The organism is uncultured Shewanella sp., from assembly GCF_947497935.1.
Lineage (GTDB): Bacteria > Pseudomonadota > Gammaproteobacteria > Enterobacterales > Shewanellaceae > Shewanella.
Genome location: NZ_CANMIO010000008.1, coordinates 179,675 through 194,234 on the forward strand (window position 1 = coordinate 179,675; position 14,560 = coordinate 194,234).

A 14,560-nucleotide genomic window follows, 5' to 3' on the forward strand; every position below is an offset into this window, starting at 1 on the left:
GTTACGTAACCAAATTTGGCTTGGGTATATAAAATTAAATTATCGATACGACCTCGCCCACCGATTTTCCCTGCGTAGCATGAAATTACAGCTTGGTTAAGGGGCTAGCCTTACTTAACTTAGGTTTGAGTCGAGCTTTTGCTAAATCAGAAAAGAACATAAATGAGTGGATAGTTTTAAGAAAAAGAATGATTTTAAAGCTTCCATTGATCAATCAACTTTTAAATTAATAAAGGTTTGCCTAAAATTGATGCCTATCGTTTTACCGATAAGCATCAAAACTAGCTTCCTTTATGGTTGTGGACAGTCTGGACAATCTGGACAAAGCTTACAGCTAGCATTAGCCTCCATCGACTCGACATATTCTCCAAAGAATGTGCCACCACTGGCTTTTACTGTATCGACAAACGCTCTTACCAGACTACCTGATACTCCATCTTCAGGAAGCTCATCCAATCCAGGCAGAGGTACATAACTTCCGGAGAAATCTTCACAGGCTCCAGGAGCAAGAATATCGACGGTATGGATAACTTCAGTCATATTATCGTGGGTTTCTTCAACGATAACGTCCTTGATGAGTACAGCTGACTCATTACAAACATCCCCTCCATAATTAACTTGAAGGCCGTAGTCACCATAACCATTTTGCACCACTACAGTTGAGCAGTTTTTTGTCACTTTCAGCTTGCCTGGGAATGTTTCAACTGGGCAGTCAAAGTCTTTGGTATCATTGGCGATAACAGTACCACCGCTCTCTACTGCAGCCATAGCCTCTGCAGAACCACTAACCCCATTGATGGTCGTGATAAAGGAACTATCAAATACTTTAACTTCATCAACAGCAAGCGTGTCTTTAGTAAATTCTTCGGCAGAAACATCTGTTTTCGCTATAATATCAAACAATTGAAGTGAACCAGTATTCTCGACCTTGAGCGAATACTCGTATTTAATTGCGTCGCCACCCGCTACTAGCTCACCTCCGTCACACATTAGGGTAACTGTCAATTCTGGTTTTCCTGGAATGTAGCAGAATGAAACATGACTTAGTCCATAGAATTTATCACTGCTTTTTTCCGGCGCATGCAAACCTGCATCTGAGGTCAAAAACGAACCGTCATAATTGTAAAGGTTACCTCCGGGTCCACCTTTAACAAATACACCCAGCATGATCACAGAGCTGTCTCCTTGATCCCAGGAAAATGTCTTGGCACCTTGTTGGACATCGAGAGTGACTGACAACTCACCATCATAATCCGAATATGTACCATCATAGACGGGCTCAACTTTTAGCTCTCTTAAATCTTCGTTATTAAAAAATTCGGAACAGGTTGGATTTCCCGCAAACTCTTGCGGTTGGAATCCTCCAGCAGAGGGTGATCCGGGATCTGAACGTACAACTTGAAGACTGATAACAGCACTGATAACCAGCAGTAAAGCCAATTGTTTAAAAAATTTACTCCTTCCTACGTCAATGAGCATAGTTTGGCAACATGACCTAGCAGAGTTGAAAAGTGTTAAGTTCATTAGGTTATCTCCTTGAAGTGATAATTAATGCCCTTATCCCATGCTAACTAAAGGACATCCTAGCCAAGGTATTGCAACTCCCAAGCCAAGATGCAAACAATTGAAAATAATGCACTTTAAATCTGTAGCGCAGCAATAAATGTTCAAGATGAACAGATGTACATTACAGAGTGTTACTCTCCCTAAACAATTCGTTAAGCTAGTGGTTTGCAAATTAAGCGAGTAAGAGCCGTTATCAAGCATCGCCGAAATCTAGCAAAAGTTATTAACCTTTAAGCTTGACAGAACACATCGTTGAGAATGGATAAAATCAAGAAGAGCAATCAAGGATTTCATCATTAGCAATCGATAAAACCATTCCAAATGTGGCTTAACAATCTGTTAGACTAAAGCCAAATATTGATAAGAATAGAAATGTCATGCTTGGAACATTAAGAAAAATGCGCAGCCACTTAGATGAGAATAACGTGGTGCAATATCAACTGCCTGTTGGCGAAGAGTTATTGGCTCTCAATCCATTAATTGGTCAGCAACTTACGCTCACTCATACCGGAAAAATCCTTTGCTGCAACTGTGGCAAGAAAACCAAGAAAAGTTACTCTCAGGGTCACTGCTACGTATGCATGCAAAAGCTCGCGAGCTGTGACATGTGTATCATGAAGCCAGAAACTTGCCATTATGCTGCGGGTACCTGTCGTGAACCCTCTTGGGGAGAGGCAAATTGCTTTGTGCCGCATTATGTCTACCTATCGAATACCTCTGGAATTAAAGTCGGTATTACTCGCCACACTCAGTTACCAACACGTTGGATTGACCAAGGTGCAACTCAGGGCTTACCTATTTTCAAGGTGGAAACCCGTTTGCTATCTGGCTTAGTGGAAACTGCGCTAGCTGAAATGATTGCCGATAAGACCAACTGGCGGACTATGCTAAAAGGCAATGCTGACGATATTGACCTCAAAACTCAGGCTGCAACACTAATTCCACAGATTGCAGAGCGTCTACAAGAAATTACAGCTGAGCACGGTGAGTTCGCCGTTACTCAACTTGATGAGCCTATTCAAGCTATCAACTATCCGGTTGGAACTTTCCCAACCAAAATTAGTTCGCACAACTTTGATAAAAACCCTGAAGTATCGGGCACTTTGCTAGGCATAAAGGGACAATACTTGATTTTTGATACTGGCGTGATAAACATGCGTAAGTTTGGCTCTTACGAAGTCAGCGTCAGCTATTAATAATAAAAAGTCCTCGCGTAATAACTCTATCACGCCGAGGGCTTGTTCTTTATTAGCTAGAAGATTCAATCACTATTCATCATCTTTTCTAGGTTTGCCTAAAATCTCAATTTTTCCTTTTTTTGTCGCTCCCACGACACCTAAGGTCTGGCTCCCCACACTGTCATACGTCAACTCGATAGTCTTTAGCTCGCCATCAGGAACGGTAATATTTCTGCTGGATAAACCTTTAGTGAGTACACCTAAATTATCCACCTCTTTTCTGTCACCATCGGACATTACCAAGGTGATGTTATGCATATTAACAGTGCCTTGAGTACACTTAAGTTTAATATGACTGACCTGCTTTTCAGCTTTCTTAGGTGTGACGGTATCTGTTTCTGTTTTGTAGTTAACCGTTTTTTCACTAATTTGCATCCAATCACTGGCTTGTACACTTGTTGAGCCCAGTAAAATAAAGACAAGTGCCGTTACTTTAATCATTCCAAATCTCATTAAAACTCCTTATCAGGCTTAATCTCCCCCCTAGACATACTCATACATTATGCAGCAGGAACGGGTTTAAGCATAGTCGATAACAATCGTTCAAAGCGTTGCTCTCTTTGCTCTGGACTATTATCGAGATCCGTAAATCCTTGAGCTAATACGCGCCACACAGGTATAGGGCTATGAGGAGAAAATAGTGCGACTAAAACAGAGCCCTTTTCATATTCTTTATCTACGCCAGCAGTCGATAAACCTGCAACTAAGCCAGCTCTTTTCAATATCTCTTTGTCACTCATCTCTGATTCAAGTGCTAAACCAAAGCCGACTAACACACTCGGCGTCTCGTGGACTCCGGCTAAATGATAGCCCTTTGCCTGCATCGCCAGAGTGATTGCCGCTTGCATATGGTCAATCACCACTTGGTTATCGACCTCATCACTGGCGTGAACGGCAAACATGGTCGGATGCCAAGCAAACGCTTTTGAGGATTGACTCAGCATAGAAAGATCGCCTGTAGTCACCATAGTCGTTCTTGTCACCGCCACCTCGGCTTCAGCACTATCTGTTGTACTGCAGCCAACCAACAGTGATAACCCAGCCAATAGTGCTAGGACATATTGTTTAATCATAAGTTGAAAATCCTTCTTTTATCTCGCTCCAGCGTAACACTTTCAACATTAACCTAACCTGACTCACACTGCGCTGTCGACCATTGCAGGTGTTTTTATTGTAGTCATAAAAAAGCCGACTCCCTAGAGTCGGCTTTTTCTATTAACGAACTTAGTTACATTGCTAAAAGCGGATTACTTAATATTGACCACTAAGCTTGCCCCTTCACTCGATGGTGCGCCATCAGCACTGATGTAGTACCAACCTTCAGCTGGAGCTGAAATAGTGAGGTTCTCAGCGTTACCCACATTTTCAGACTTAACTTCAAATGAGTCAGGACCCGCCCAAGTTTGGCTATTACCATATAGGTTCAAATCACCTGTACCATTACCGCTTGCAACGCTCACCTCTTCAGTACCTGCTGGCACATAGAAGTAGTAGCTTGAGTGACCATCTTCAATACAGATAGCCTCACCAAACTCAACGTCACCATAGCCATATGGAGACTGAGTTGCACATGCATCAGCAACTGCTACAGGAGTCGTACCGGTATCGCCCCCCTCTGTTAGGCTAACTTTAAGGCTTACACCTTCATAATCTTGGTATGCAAGTAGACTCACATACACCCAGCCACGATTGGCAATTACACTTAGCGACTCTTCGTTACCATCATTTTCTGAACGCGCATCGAAATCGTGTGGCTTAGCCCAAATGTCTTGGTTAAAGAACAAGTCGACATCACCTTCACCACCTGAAGTAGTGATATAAAGCGGCGTGTTATCTTCCTCAACATAGGTATAGAAGTAGTTGATATCAGTTCCTTCTACACACTCAACTTTATCTTGAGTTAGCTTGCCATCGTTAATGGTTGTTACACCACAATGCGCAACAGGCTTACTCGGTTCATCTGTATCTGCATTATCACCAATTCCATCACCATCTGAGTCAGCCCACTCAGTAGGATCGGCTGGGAACGCATCGGCATTATCACCTACACCATCGCCATCAGTATCGCGGGTTTCAGATGCATCTGTTGGGAACGCGTCTGCGTTATCACCAACACCGTCACCGTCTGTATCATGGGTTTCACTCGGATCATGTGGGAAAGCATCTTGACTATCTACTACACCGTCACCATCTGAATCAATTGGCTCAGGTAGATCAATAGCAATAGACTCATCATTACTGCTCACAGAAGCCAACCAAGTGTTCCACTCGCTGTTATAGTTTTCACCAATCGTGTTATCGATATAGGCCAACCAGCCATCGGCGTCGCCACCGCGGGCTAACACTAATAACGCATCGACATCACTTCTGTGGTTATCAAACAGGAAGCGAACCGCTAAGTAGCCCCAACTATAGACACGGTCTGAACCGCTGCTATAGGTATTGCCAAGGATTTCACTTAGGCTATAAGTCTGAGAGCGCCCCATATCGATAGCAGCGTCATTGCGGTTCTGCTTAGAGATATACTCGGCTAGACCTTCAGTCCACCAAACCGATTTACCGGTATCGATATCAAAATAGCTAAACGAACCATACAAGTTAAAACGACCATCTAGGTAATGTACATATTCATGCTTGAGGTTCCACACTAGAATATCTTCATCCCAAGTTGCTTCATGGGCAATAAAGCGTGCCTGGTTACCTTCTTGTGAAGGTGTACCTTCGAGGTACATACCACCATTGTCAGTGTTAATTCCAAAAATCACACTCGCATACTGGGCATAGTCATCGTAGCTATCGAAAATATTAACTTCGAGGCTTTCATTGAAATCATCGGCTACTGGCTGGTAACCCGTTGCCAGTACATTATGGAACAGTGTTTCCTCTCCGCCCATAAGATCGCAAGAGGCTTGTAGTTCATCATTTGTTAGCTGCTGGGCACGAATATAAATAGAGTCACTACAGCTATAGTTAATAGGCAGAGCCGCCTGTTCAAGCTCTTCTTCCCAACCACATATACCAAACTGTTCACATTCACCCGGATTGTAATAATCTAAATAGCCTGCAGCATCTGCCCACTCGGCAGACATGCGCTCAAACTTACTCATATAGAGCTGCACGCCGTCATTGAGGCGTGTTTTTAAGCTCTGTGGAAGATCCCAGTAAGCTTGATACTCATAGAATCGACCAAATTCATGGAAAGCATCTGTCGATTCATACTGGTAATCAGAATTAATAATATAATCTGAGGTTGCAATATTAAGTAACGCATCAATCAGCTCACCATGCTCCATGGCTTTGCTGTTGTAATCTTCTGCCCAGCTACCGTAGTAAAGCGTTGTTAATGCGCTTGTCATAGCCGCACGATGGCGATTACTCGCTAAGAAATCGGCATTAAACATCTGCAGGTAATCGGTGATCACCGGCACACTTTCTAGGATATGATCGGCACTCGCCCAAGACGTGAAGAACTCCATCAGAGTATCGCCAGCTGAATGAGTGATCTCAAACAGCTTTGGATTCTTCGAATACTCGACTAACGCACCATAAACCGCATCGGCAGCTTGAGTGTCGCTGTAATTTAAATCGTCGTTATAAAACTCAATGTAAAATGCACCACGTAAGAAGTAGAACAAGTTACGTAGTTCATAACCTGTGCTGCTGTCATAGGTCGCAGCCATAGACGCCGTTTGATTAGCAACTGAAACTATATTATCACTCTGAAAAGCCGCAACAGATACTGAATCGTTACGTGAATAAAGCGCAGAGATACAAGAAATATCGGCCTCTCTCACATAATCAAATAACTCTTGACCACTTAATGCTGCAAGCTCACTACTACAGACCTCGGCTTCAGTTTCGGCTGCAGGACCTACAACACCAATTGCACCGGCTGGCGCTTCTACTTTTTTAGCTTTTCTCTTATCAATGTTCTGACGTTGAGTACTTTCAGCACCTTTCAGCTTGCCAGGTACATTAGCGCCCTTTTCAAAGCGACTTTTTAGATCTTTTCCATGGGCGGCTTTCGATGAAGCCTTTTCTGTTGGTGCGACTTCAGAGGTCGCTAACGCTGCACCAGGAAAAAGAATAGTTGAACAAGCAAGGGCTAAAGCATGAACTTTAAACTGACCTTTTTTAGCTTGTGATTTAGATGATTCGAATGACATGTTTGACTCCAATTATTCGCGACGATGTCGTTAAACCACCTAATACAGGGAAGTGATAATCAGACTGATTTAGGCTTTGCTTGCCGCGCTTGCTATTGCGATATTTTTATATTTGTTAATCTTTCGTTAAAAAGATGTTTAATTTATAATTTATACAATATCCACATGCAAGTAGAAAAATCACTCAAACATCGGTAAATATTCACGTATGCAGCGATTAAGTGAATGAACATTCATGTGTCAAAATTTTTACTCCAGTTAAGCAGTTACAATCACAACGATGAGAGGCAGAACATGTTAATGAGTAAGCAGTCAAGGATTCATCTGAAAGCGCTAAACAAGCTAAGGCACCTGTGTTTTTACCGATTTACTCAGCATATTAAATTCAATGAAATTCTCAGCTGAACAAAGCATTACTACAAAAGTCGTAGTGTTAACTGTCTGAGCGGCTGATGAGTGATGGACCGCCTGCCCGTAATGATGGTTAGGACTTTATGACTAGATTATTTCGCCATAGTCAAAAAAGAAACTAATGGCAGCCAAGCAGGAATTAAGACGTTAATAACTTATTCAAAGTGATTAAACATTCAATATTAATTTATTATTAAACATATATAACAAAAAGAAATAACATATCCCGGGATTATTATAAGCAGAACGACAAAAATTAGACTTTTACGCCTGTAGTAGGATCGCGCTACCATAAGCCCTTTCTTATTACTTAATCTTTTTCAAGTCACTGCTTTAGGGCTTGTTACAGGTAGTTATTGGTATTGACGCTAGGTATGGAACTTATTCTAACAATTGCACTTTTCGCATTTTCATCAGGGATCACTCCTGGCCCCAATAACATCATGCTAATGTCTTCCGGTGTTAACTTCGGTGTTAAGCGCAGCCTGCCTCATCTGTTGGGGATCTGCATCGGATTTCCTGCAATGGTGCTAGCTATAGGTTTAGGCTTAAGTGCTGTATTTCAAAGCTTTCCTATTTTGCATACCATCATCAAATATGTCGGGATTGGCTATATGCTGTATTTAGCATGGCTAATCGCTAATAGCAGCGCCAAGATAAATAGCAAAGACACGCCCTCGCCACTCACCTTTCTGCAGGCTGCAGCATTTCAATGGGTTAACCCAAAAGCATGGATCATGGGGATCGGCGCGATCGCGGCTTTTACTAGCATGAGCCAAACATTAGCGCCTCAGGTACTAACTATCTCATTAGTCTTTTTTGTTGTTGCCCTACCTAGTGCCTTTGTCTGGCTAGGGTTTGGTGTGGCACTGAAACGCATATTAAAGAATCAAAAACAGCAAAAAATCTTTAATGTCACGATGGCGCTCTTGCTTGTACTATCGATCCTACCTATGATCCGCCCATAACTTATCAAAGGCAACATCTGATGACTCAGGTAATCATTCCCGAATTACAAGCATACGCGACAGAAACCGAAAACTGGGTAAAACAGGTGATTATGAAATATAACATCTGCCCTTTTGCGAGACGTGAAGTCGAGCGAGCCAGTATCAGATATGCCGTCATCGATGAGTCTCGCATGCAAGATGTGTTACAGGCTCTTATCGATGAGTGTGTTTACCTAGATGAGCATACCGATATTGAAACGACCTTATTTATTCTGCCTAGGGGATTCGAGGGCTTTTACCTCTATCTTGATTTAGTCGATATCGCCAATGATCTACTAATCGAACAAGGCTACGAAGGTGAATACCAACTGGCAAGCTTTCACCCTGACTATTGCTTCGAAGATGAGGCGCAAGACTCGGCAGCAAACTATACCAATCGCTCCCCTTATCCAACGTTACACATTATTCGTGAAGCGAGTATGGAGTTGGCACTCGCCACTTACGATGAGCCAGAGACAATCCCTGAACGCAACATCGCTTTTGCTGAGCGTAAAGGCAGTGAGTTCTTTGTGAATTTGCTTGCACACTGCAAGAAAAGCCAATAACAATCGCTTTATGGCTACTTTAATAATGTGGCCAAACACTCTTCCCAAGATTTAGGACATAAGCTGCATGGCTAAAAAGTATTACGTGGTATGGGCTGGACGTGAAACCGGCATTTTTACGAGCTGGGATTACACCAAAAAGCAGGTCGACAAATTTCCTCAGGCCAAATATAAGTCTTTCCCTACCGAAGCTGAAGCCAAGGCAGCCTTTGCTAAGTCGCCGAGCTACACCTCCGCGACAAGAAAACCTACGTCAGGCCCAGCTAAGGCTAAAACTGCCGCTAAAGCCAGCCTAGATATCGATGTTAGTCGCTGTGATGTGTCTATTTTTACCGATGGCGGCTGTGAGCCTAACCCGGGAAAGGCAGGCTCTGGAGTAGCGGTTTATCATAATGCTGTGCTTTCTGAGCTCTATTACGGCCTGTATAACGCTAATGGCACCAATAACTCAGCCGAGCTAAACGCCTTGCATCAAGCGTTATTGATTGCCGATAACGCACTTAAGCAAGGTCTAACCGTGCAGATCTTAAGTGACTCACAGTACTCAATCAACTGCATCACTAACTGGGCTTACGGCTGGAAAACCAAAGGCTGGAAGCGCAAGGTTGCTGGCGATATCAAAAACTTAGATATCATTCAGCAGTCTCATGCCTTATATGATTCTCTAAAAGATAAACTCAACATTCAACATGTTGCCGCTCACGTTGGCATCGAAGGTAACGAATTGGCCGACCGCATGTCAATTTATGCTATCGACCAAAAAGACCCTACGTTTTGTCGTTATCCAGATCCGATTGTACTGACTGATATTCTTAGCCTACGCGCAGGTTAGTATTTAGACATTAGTCGGTGTTTTGTATTTATTAAGTCTAAAAAATAGGTTTAAAGCATCGACTATGCGACAATCGCCGCCATGAAAATCTACGTCCACCTACATAAAGCCCCTATTCGCGTTATCCGCATCGGAAAACGTCGATTTTGGCTGCGCCTAAAGCGCGACATGTTGGTGTTAAAAGATGCGCTTTCTCAAGAAAAGCAGGAGACTAAAGATATGTTAGTCGCCTACAAGCGCTATACACGTAGACAAGCTTCAAAAGAAGAGCTGACTCAAGCCAATAAGCAATTTGCAGATCTATTAAAAGGTCTCGGCTTAGGCATGTTTGCCGTATTACCCTTTGCCCCAATCACCATACCTATCGTGGTCAAACTCGGAAAAATTGTCGGCGTCGATGTTTTGCCTAGCTCGTTTAATAACATGTCTGAACGTAAAGCCAATATCAGACGACTCTCCAGCGAGGCACGCCTGCAATCGAGCTCAGAACAGATCAAGTAACCCCGCTGTTCATCTATTTAGCGACTTTCGCTCTTTAGTAGCCGTAATCTCATAGCTTGAGCCACGCTTTGACGAAGCAAAATATCCCGTTGCCGCCTTTCTCCTAGCTGCAAGGCCTGATACTCTAAGACCAATCAGTATAAGCCCAAGCTAATCTCATCTTAAATAACAAAAAGAGTCCTTACATGAGCAACCTTATTACCTCTGGTGCTTCTGGCATCCCTTTATCCATTTTCAATAGCGGATCATTCAACATCTGGCGCGAACAACAAGCACCACGCATCCAAAACTGGCTTAACACTACCCAATATAAAGGCAAAGGCGCGAGCTTAATTCCTAGCGCTGAGGGTGAATTAGAGCAGGTCATTTTTGTCAGCGATAGCGAGGATTCATATTGGCTTTGCGGTGACTTAGTCAATCAACTGCCTGCTGGTCAATATGAACTTAAAGGCGATGAACAGTTGATAAGAACTGCAGCATTTAGCTGGGGTCTGGGAGCATATCAGTTCGACCGTTATAAAAAGAGCGAAAAACAACATCCAGTGCTAGTCGTGCCAACTCAGGCTCAGGCCGATGAAGCCAATAAGTTTATTCGCTCAGTATCACTGGTGCGCGATCTGGTAAACACTCCTGCTGCCGATATGATGCCACAGCACTTAGGTGACATCATGCTGGCTATGGCGCAAGAGTTTGGCGCAAACATAACGCAAATCGTGGGTGATGAACTGCTCGAACAAAACTACCCAACGATTCATATGGTCGGCCGTGCCAGTGAAAACCTGCCACGCTTAATCGATCTCACTTGGGGTGATGAATCTGCGCCTAAACTAACCCTTGTAGGTAAAGGGGTATGCTTCGATTCTGGCGGACTCGATCTAAAGCCAGGTTCAGGTATGCGCCTTATGAAGAAAGATATGGGCGGCGCGGCTCATGTTATCGGTCTAGCTCAACTCATCATGGCTCATAACCTGCCAGTAAGACTGCGTGTACTTGTACCTGCAGTAGAAAATGCGGTATCGGCAAATGCCTTTAGACCCGGTGACGTGATCACCACTCGTAAAGGCATTACCGTAGAAATTGATAATACCGATGCCGAAGGTCGTTTAGTCTTGTGTGACGCATTAGCTGAAGCCAACAATGATAAACCTGAACTGGTTATTGATTTCGCCACGCTCACAGGCGCAATGCGCATCGCACTGGGTACTGAGCTTCCAGGCTTTTTCAGTAATGATGAAGAAGTTGCAGCAGGGTTTACCGCATCGGGTCTAAAGGTTGACGACCCAGTATGGCGTATGCCTCTACACAAGCCTTATATGGCGCTGACTGGCAGCGATATTGCCGATATCGCTAACTGTGCAACCACACCATTTGGTGGTGCAATTACGGCAGCACTTTATTTAGAAGAATTTGTCGATAAAGATATCAGCTGGAGCCATTTCGACGTCATGGCCTACAATGTGCGCAAATTACCGGGTCGACCAGTAGGCGGTGAAGCCTTTGGTATTCGAGCAGTATTCAATTACCTGCAAAATCGTTTTAGTACTTCTGCCTAAACCTACTTAAAAAATACACTATCTAGGCCCGTCTATACGGGCCTTTTTTTATTTAGCATTACAAAATTATTCAGGGAATAAAGCCCCCCAGTATTGAAGAATCTCATCGTAGTTGATTGTATTATGGGTCAAGAGGCGCTAAATAATAAAATAATACTTAATTTAGTGTTTTATCCATCGTGTAATCAAAGCAATCAAAGTGCCATCAATAGTCTGAAAAAGTTCCCCCTCAAAAATATTATCTAGTTCACAATATTAATCAATCGAAGCAACGTCACTGCTGTGATTGCGTATTCAGTCACAATATCCCACTAAAAAATCGATATTATTCAAATCCTAAATCCAATGTTGGATTATTAACGAGAATAAAAAGTGAAAAAGTTAAAGTTATCTATTTTAATTGGTGCGCTACTTGGCGCACCTACGGTTGTAATGGCAGATGAATTCAAACCTTCTGTGGATATTGGCGGTGCAGTTAAAGTTAAGTATTTTATTGATGATGCAAATGAATCATCTAAGTCAAATGGCGGCACATTCGCATTTGACGCATTAGAGCTAGATATCGATAGCCAGATCAGCGAAAACTGGTCAGCAAGTGCAAAGTATGTTTTCAAGAACGATTCAAGCAACCATTTCATCAAGTACGCTTATGCGGCTTACGATGGTGTTGAAGATTGGCAGTTCCAAGGTGGTGTGATCAGCAAGCCATTTGGTAACAAGAGCTTTATCTCTCACAACTGGTGGGAAAGCATCAACTACTACATGGGCTTTGAAGATGAATACGATCTAGGTGCTAAGGCTGTCTATAATAAAGGCGCTTGGACATCTGAAATCGCCTTCTTCAAGAACAGCGAATACTCAGCATCTGACACCCGCGGTTATTCTGCCGATACCTTCTCAGGTGTTGTTAACGGCACAGAGTATAACAACGAAGAGACCAACACATTCAACATTCGTCAGTCTTACGTTTTAGATTTTGACAAGTTAACTGTACAACTAGGTGCATCGTTAGAATACGGTCAGTTATATGATACTGTTCACGATGAGAATGGTACCTCTACAGCTTACGCTTTAAGCTTAGATGCGCAGTACAGCGGCTACCAGCTACAGCTACAGATGGTTGACTACGACTACGACCAGTACGATAGCGAAGGCAAGAACGGCCTATACGCGATGAAGATGGGTGGCGGCGCATATGAAGTTGCAGCTAAAGGTCAAATCTATGCAGCTAACATCGCTAAAGCTATGGCCTATGACTGGGGTACAGTGACTCTGTACAACGATTACAGCCACTTGACCCCTGATACTGATGTTAACGCTAACCTAAATGACTCTGTTATCAACACTACGGGTATGAGCATTGCGGTATCTGATTTCTACATCTTCGTAGACCACATCTACGGTAAGAACGCGGTATGGATTGGCGGTCAGCAAGGTCTAGGTATCGAAAACCAAGATGATGATTTCTACTCGCTATTCAACGTTAGTGTAGCTTACTACTTCTAATCTTGATGAACCGGCGACTTAGTTTGTGAGTCGCCCCCCCAAGATAGATATCGATCTCCACCTCCCTTAACTATCTTAAGGGCAAATAAAAAAGGCCTGTTTATATAGGCCTTTTTACTATCAAATTTACTGTCTAATTTGGTGCTGTTCCGCTACCCTTTTATTTACCCACTTCATCAAATACCAATCAGTATAAGGTCACAAATATGCTGAGTTGCAACCAACATGATTACATAGAGCTGGTGTGTACTTTTCATTACCCTATCAAACTCACTATGAAAAATGCTGACTCGATTAGCGGCGTGGCGCTGGATACATGCAGAAATACACAAAAACAGCACTGTATAAAACTAGAGTGCAAAAAACAGAACGGTATAAAAGAGCTCTGCCTAAAAGGGAGCGACAGCGAAAGGAGCTCCAAAAGTCAGCTCATGGGTGATACCGAACACCTGCTAGTCGTACTCGATGATATTGCCAGTATGCTGGTCTGTGTTGATAATCCTCACCTAGATCGCATCGATTTTGATTAACTCCCAATAGGTAAAACTTTGTCTTTCCCTAAAGGCCCCACTACTCTATGCTGTTGGCAAATAAACTAATTAATTTGATTAGTTAACTATTGCTAACTTGTTGCGATTAGCCTCAATCACTTTTCGCCGCTAATCGTTTTTTGGATTAACTAAATCACCTAACAACTGGATGTTAACTATGAAACTCGCTGTCATTCCTTTTCTCGCAATCCTCAGCTTTTCAACCAATACTTTTGCAGAGCAAAGCTCCGCCGAAACCGCCTCAGAAGAGAGTGTGAAGCAACTAATGCACAAGACAGGAGCGGGTGAGCTAGGGATCCAAGCCATGAATCAGATGCTTCCAGCCTTGAAAAATATCATCCCCGATGCCCCTGAAGCCTTTTGGACCGACTATTTGGCGGAGTTTAATCCTGAAGACTTAGTTGAAATGACTGTACCTATTTACCAGAAATACCTAACAGAGGAAGAAGTCCAAGCGCTGAATGACTTCTATGATACTCCTGCGGGTAAAAAGCTTATCAAGGTACAGCCTCTTATCATGCAAGAGTCAATGATGGCTGGTCAACAATGGGGCCAAGCCGTAGCGCAAGATGTGATGACGAAGTACCAGATGCAGAATCAATAGATTAATTGCCTCTGTCCCCAAAAGACTTCCCCCAATAAATAAACAATAAAAAAAGAGCAGCTTAGCTGCTCTTTTTT

At 43.0% G+C, this 14,560-nt stretch carries 12 protein-coding genes and 1 pseudogene; 9 read left to right on the forward strand and 4 right to left on the reverse strand.

Annotated features, from left to right (window positions below; genetic code table 11):
* Window positions 1-291: 291 nt before the first annotated feature.
* The gene (locus Q1A86_RS11725) at window positions 292-1,524 is read right to left on the reverse strand and encodes a hypothetical protein (protein ID WP_299806714.1); all 1,233 of its coding nucleotides are present in this window, start codon (window positions 1,522-1,524) and stop codon (window positions 292-294) included.
* A 419-nt stretch (window positions 1,525-1,943) separates the two neighbouring features.
* Between Q1A86_RS11725 and Q1A86_RS11730 the strand changes: the two genes are divergently transcribed.
* Window positions 1,944-2,762 carry a DUF2797 domain-containing protein gene (locus Q1A86_RS11730; protein WP_299806716.1) on the forward strand — a complete coding sequence of 273 codons (819 nt, stop codon included), beginning with the start codon at window positions 1,944-1,946 and terminating at the stop codon, window positions 2,760-2,762.
* Window positions 2,763-2,834: 72 nt separating this feature from the next.
* Here the strand turns inward: Q1A86_RS11730 and Q1A86_RS11735 are convergent, their stop codons facing one another.
* The 3 genes from Q1A86_RS11735 to Q1A86_RS11745 all read right to left on the reverse strand — a co-directional run bounded on the left by Q1A86_RS11735 (window position 2,835) and on the right by Q1A86_RS11745 (window position 6,970).
* Complete coding sequence (locus Q1A86_RS11735; RefSeq protein WP_299806718.1) at window positions 2,835-3,257, reverse strand: hypothetical protein; 423 nt, start codon at window positions 3,255-3,257, stop codon at window positions 2,835-2,837.
* A gap of 47 nt (window positions 3,258-3,304) precedes the next feature.
* Window positions 3,305-3,877 (reverse strand): DUF4136 domain-containing protein, encoded by a 573-nt coding sequence (locus Q1A86_RS11740; protein WP_299806720.1) that lies wholly within the window; start codon window positions 3,875-3,877, stop codon window positions 3,305-3,307.
* Window positions 3,878-4,051: 174 nt separating this feature from the next.
* Window positions 4,052-6,970, reverse strand: coding sequence for a M9 family metallopeptidase (locus Q1A86_RS11745; RefSeq protein ID WP_299806722.1), 2,919 nt, complete (start codon window positions 6,968-6,970; stop codon window positions 4,052-4,054).
* A 785-nt stretch (window positions 6,971-7,755) separates the two neighbouring features.
* Between Q1A86_RS11745 and Q1A86_RS11750 the strand changes: the two genes are divergently transcribed.
* The 8 genes and pseudogenes from Q1A86_RS11750 to Q1A86_RS11785 all read left to right on the forward strand — a co-directional run bounded on the left by Q1A86_RS11750 (window position 7,756) and on the right by Q1A86_RS11785 (window position 14,483).
* Entirely contained in the window at window positions 7,756-8,349 is a 594-nt protein-coding gene (locus tag Q1A86_RS11750; RefSeq protein ID WP_299806724.1) for a LysE family translocator, read from the forward strand.
* A gap of 20 nt (window positions 8,350-8,369) precedes the next feature.
* Window positions 8,370-8,936, forward strand: a complete 567-nt coding sequence (locus tag Q1A86_RS11755; protein WP_299806726.1) for a DUF1415 domain-containing protein — start codon at window positions 8,370-8,372, stop codon at window positions 8,934-8,936.
* A gap of 67 nt (window positions 8,937-9,003) precedes the next feature.
* Entirely contained in the window at window positions 9,004-9,768 is a 765-nt protein-coding gene (locus Q1A86_RS11760) for a ribonuclease H family protein (RefSeq protein WP_299806728.1), read from the forward strand.
* Between the two features lie 81 nt (window positions 9,769-9,849).
* A complete protein-coding gene (locus Q1A86_RS11765; protein WP_299806730.1) occupies window positions 9,850-10,269 on the forward strand; it encodes a hypothetical protein in 420 nt (139 codons plus the stop codon).
* A gap of 185 nt (window positions 10,270-10,454) precedes the next feature.
* Window positions 10,455-11,822: a M17 family metallopeptidase gene (locus Q1A86_RS11770; RefSeq protein WP_299806732.1), complete on the forward strand. Its 1,368-nt coding sequence runs from the start codon at window positions 10,455-10,457 to the stop codon at window positions 11,820-11,822.
* A 372-nt stretch (window positions 11,823-12,194) separates the two neighbouring features.
* Entirely contained in the window at window positions 12,195-13,328 is a 1,134-nt protein-coding gene (locus Q1A86_RS11775) for a hypothetical protein (RefSeq protein ID WP_299806734.1), read from the forward strand.
* Between the two features lie 206 nt (window positions 13,329-13,534).
* Window positions 13,535-13,684: pseudogene (locus tag Q1A86_RS11780) on the forward strand (Rho-binding antiterminator); the annotation flags it as partial.
* 352 nt (window positions 13,685-14,036) lie between these two features.
* Entirely contained in the window at window positions 14,037-14,483 is a 447-nt protein-coding gene (locus tag Q1A86_RS11785; protein ID WP_299806735.1) for a DUF2059 domain-containing protein, read from the forward strand.
* Window positions 14,484-14,560: the final 77 nt, after the last annotated feature.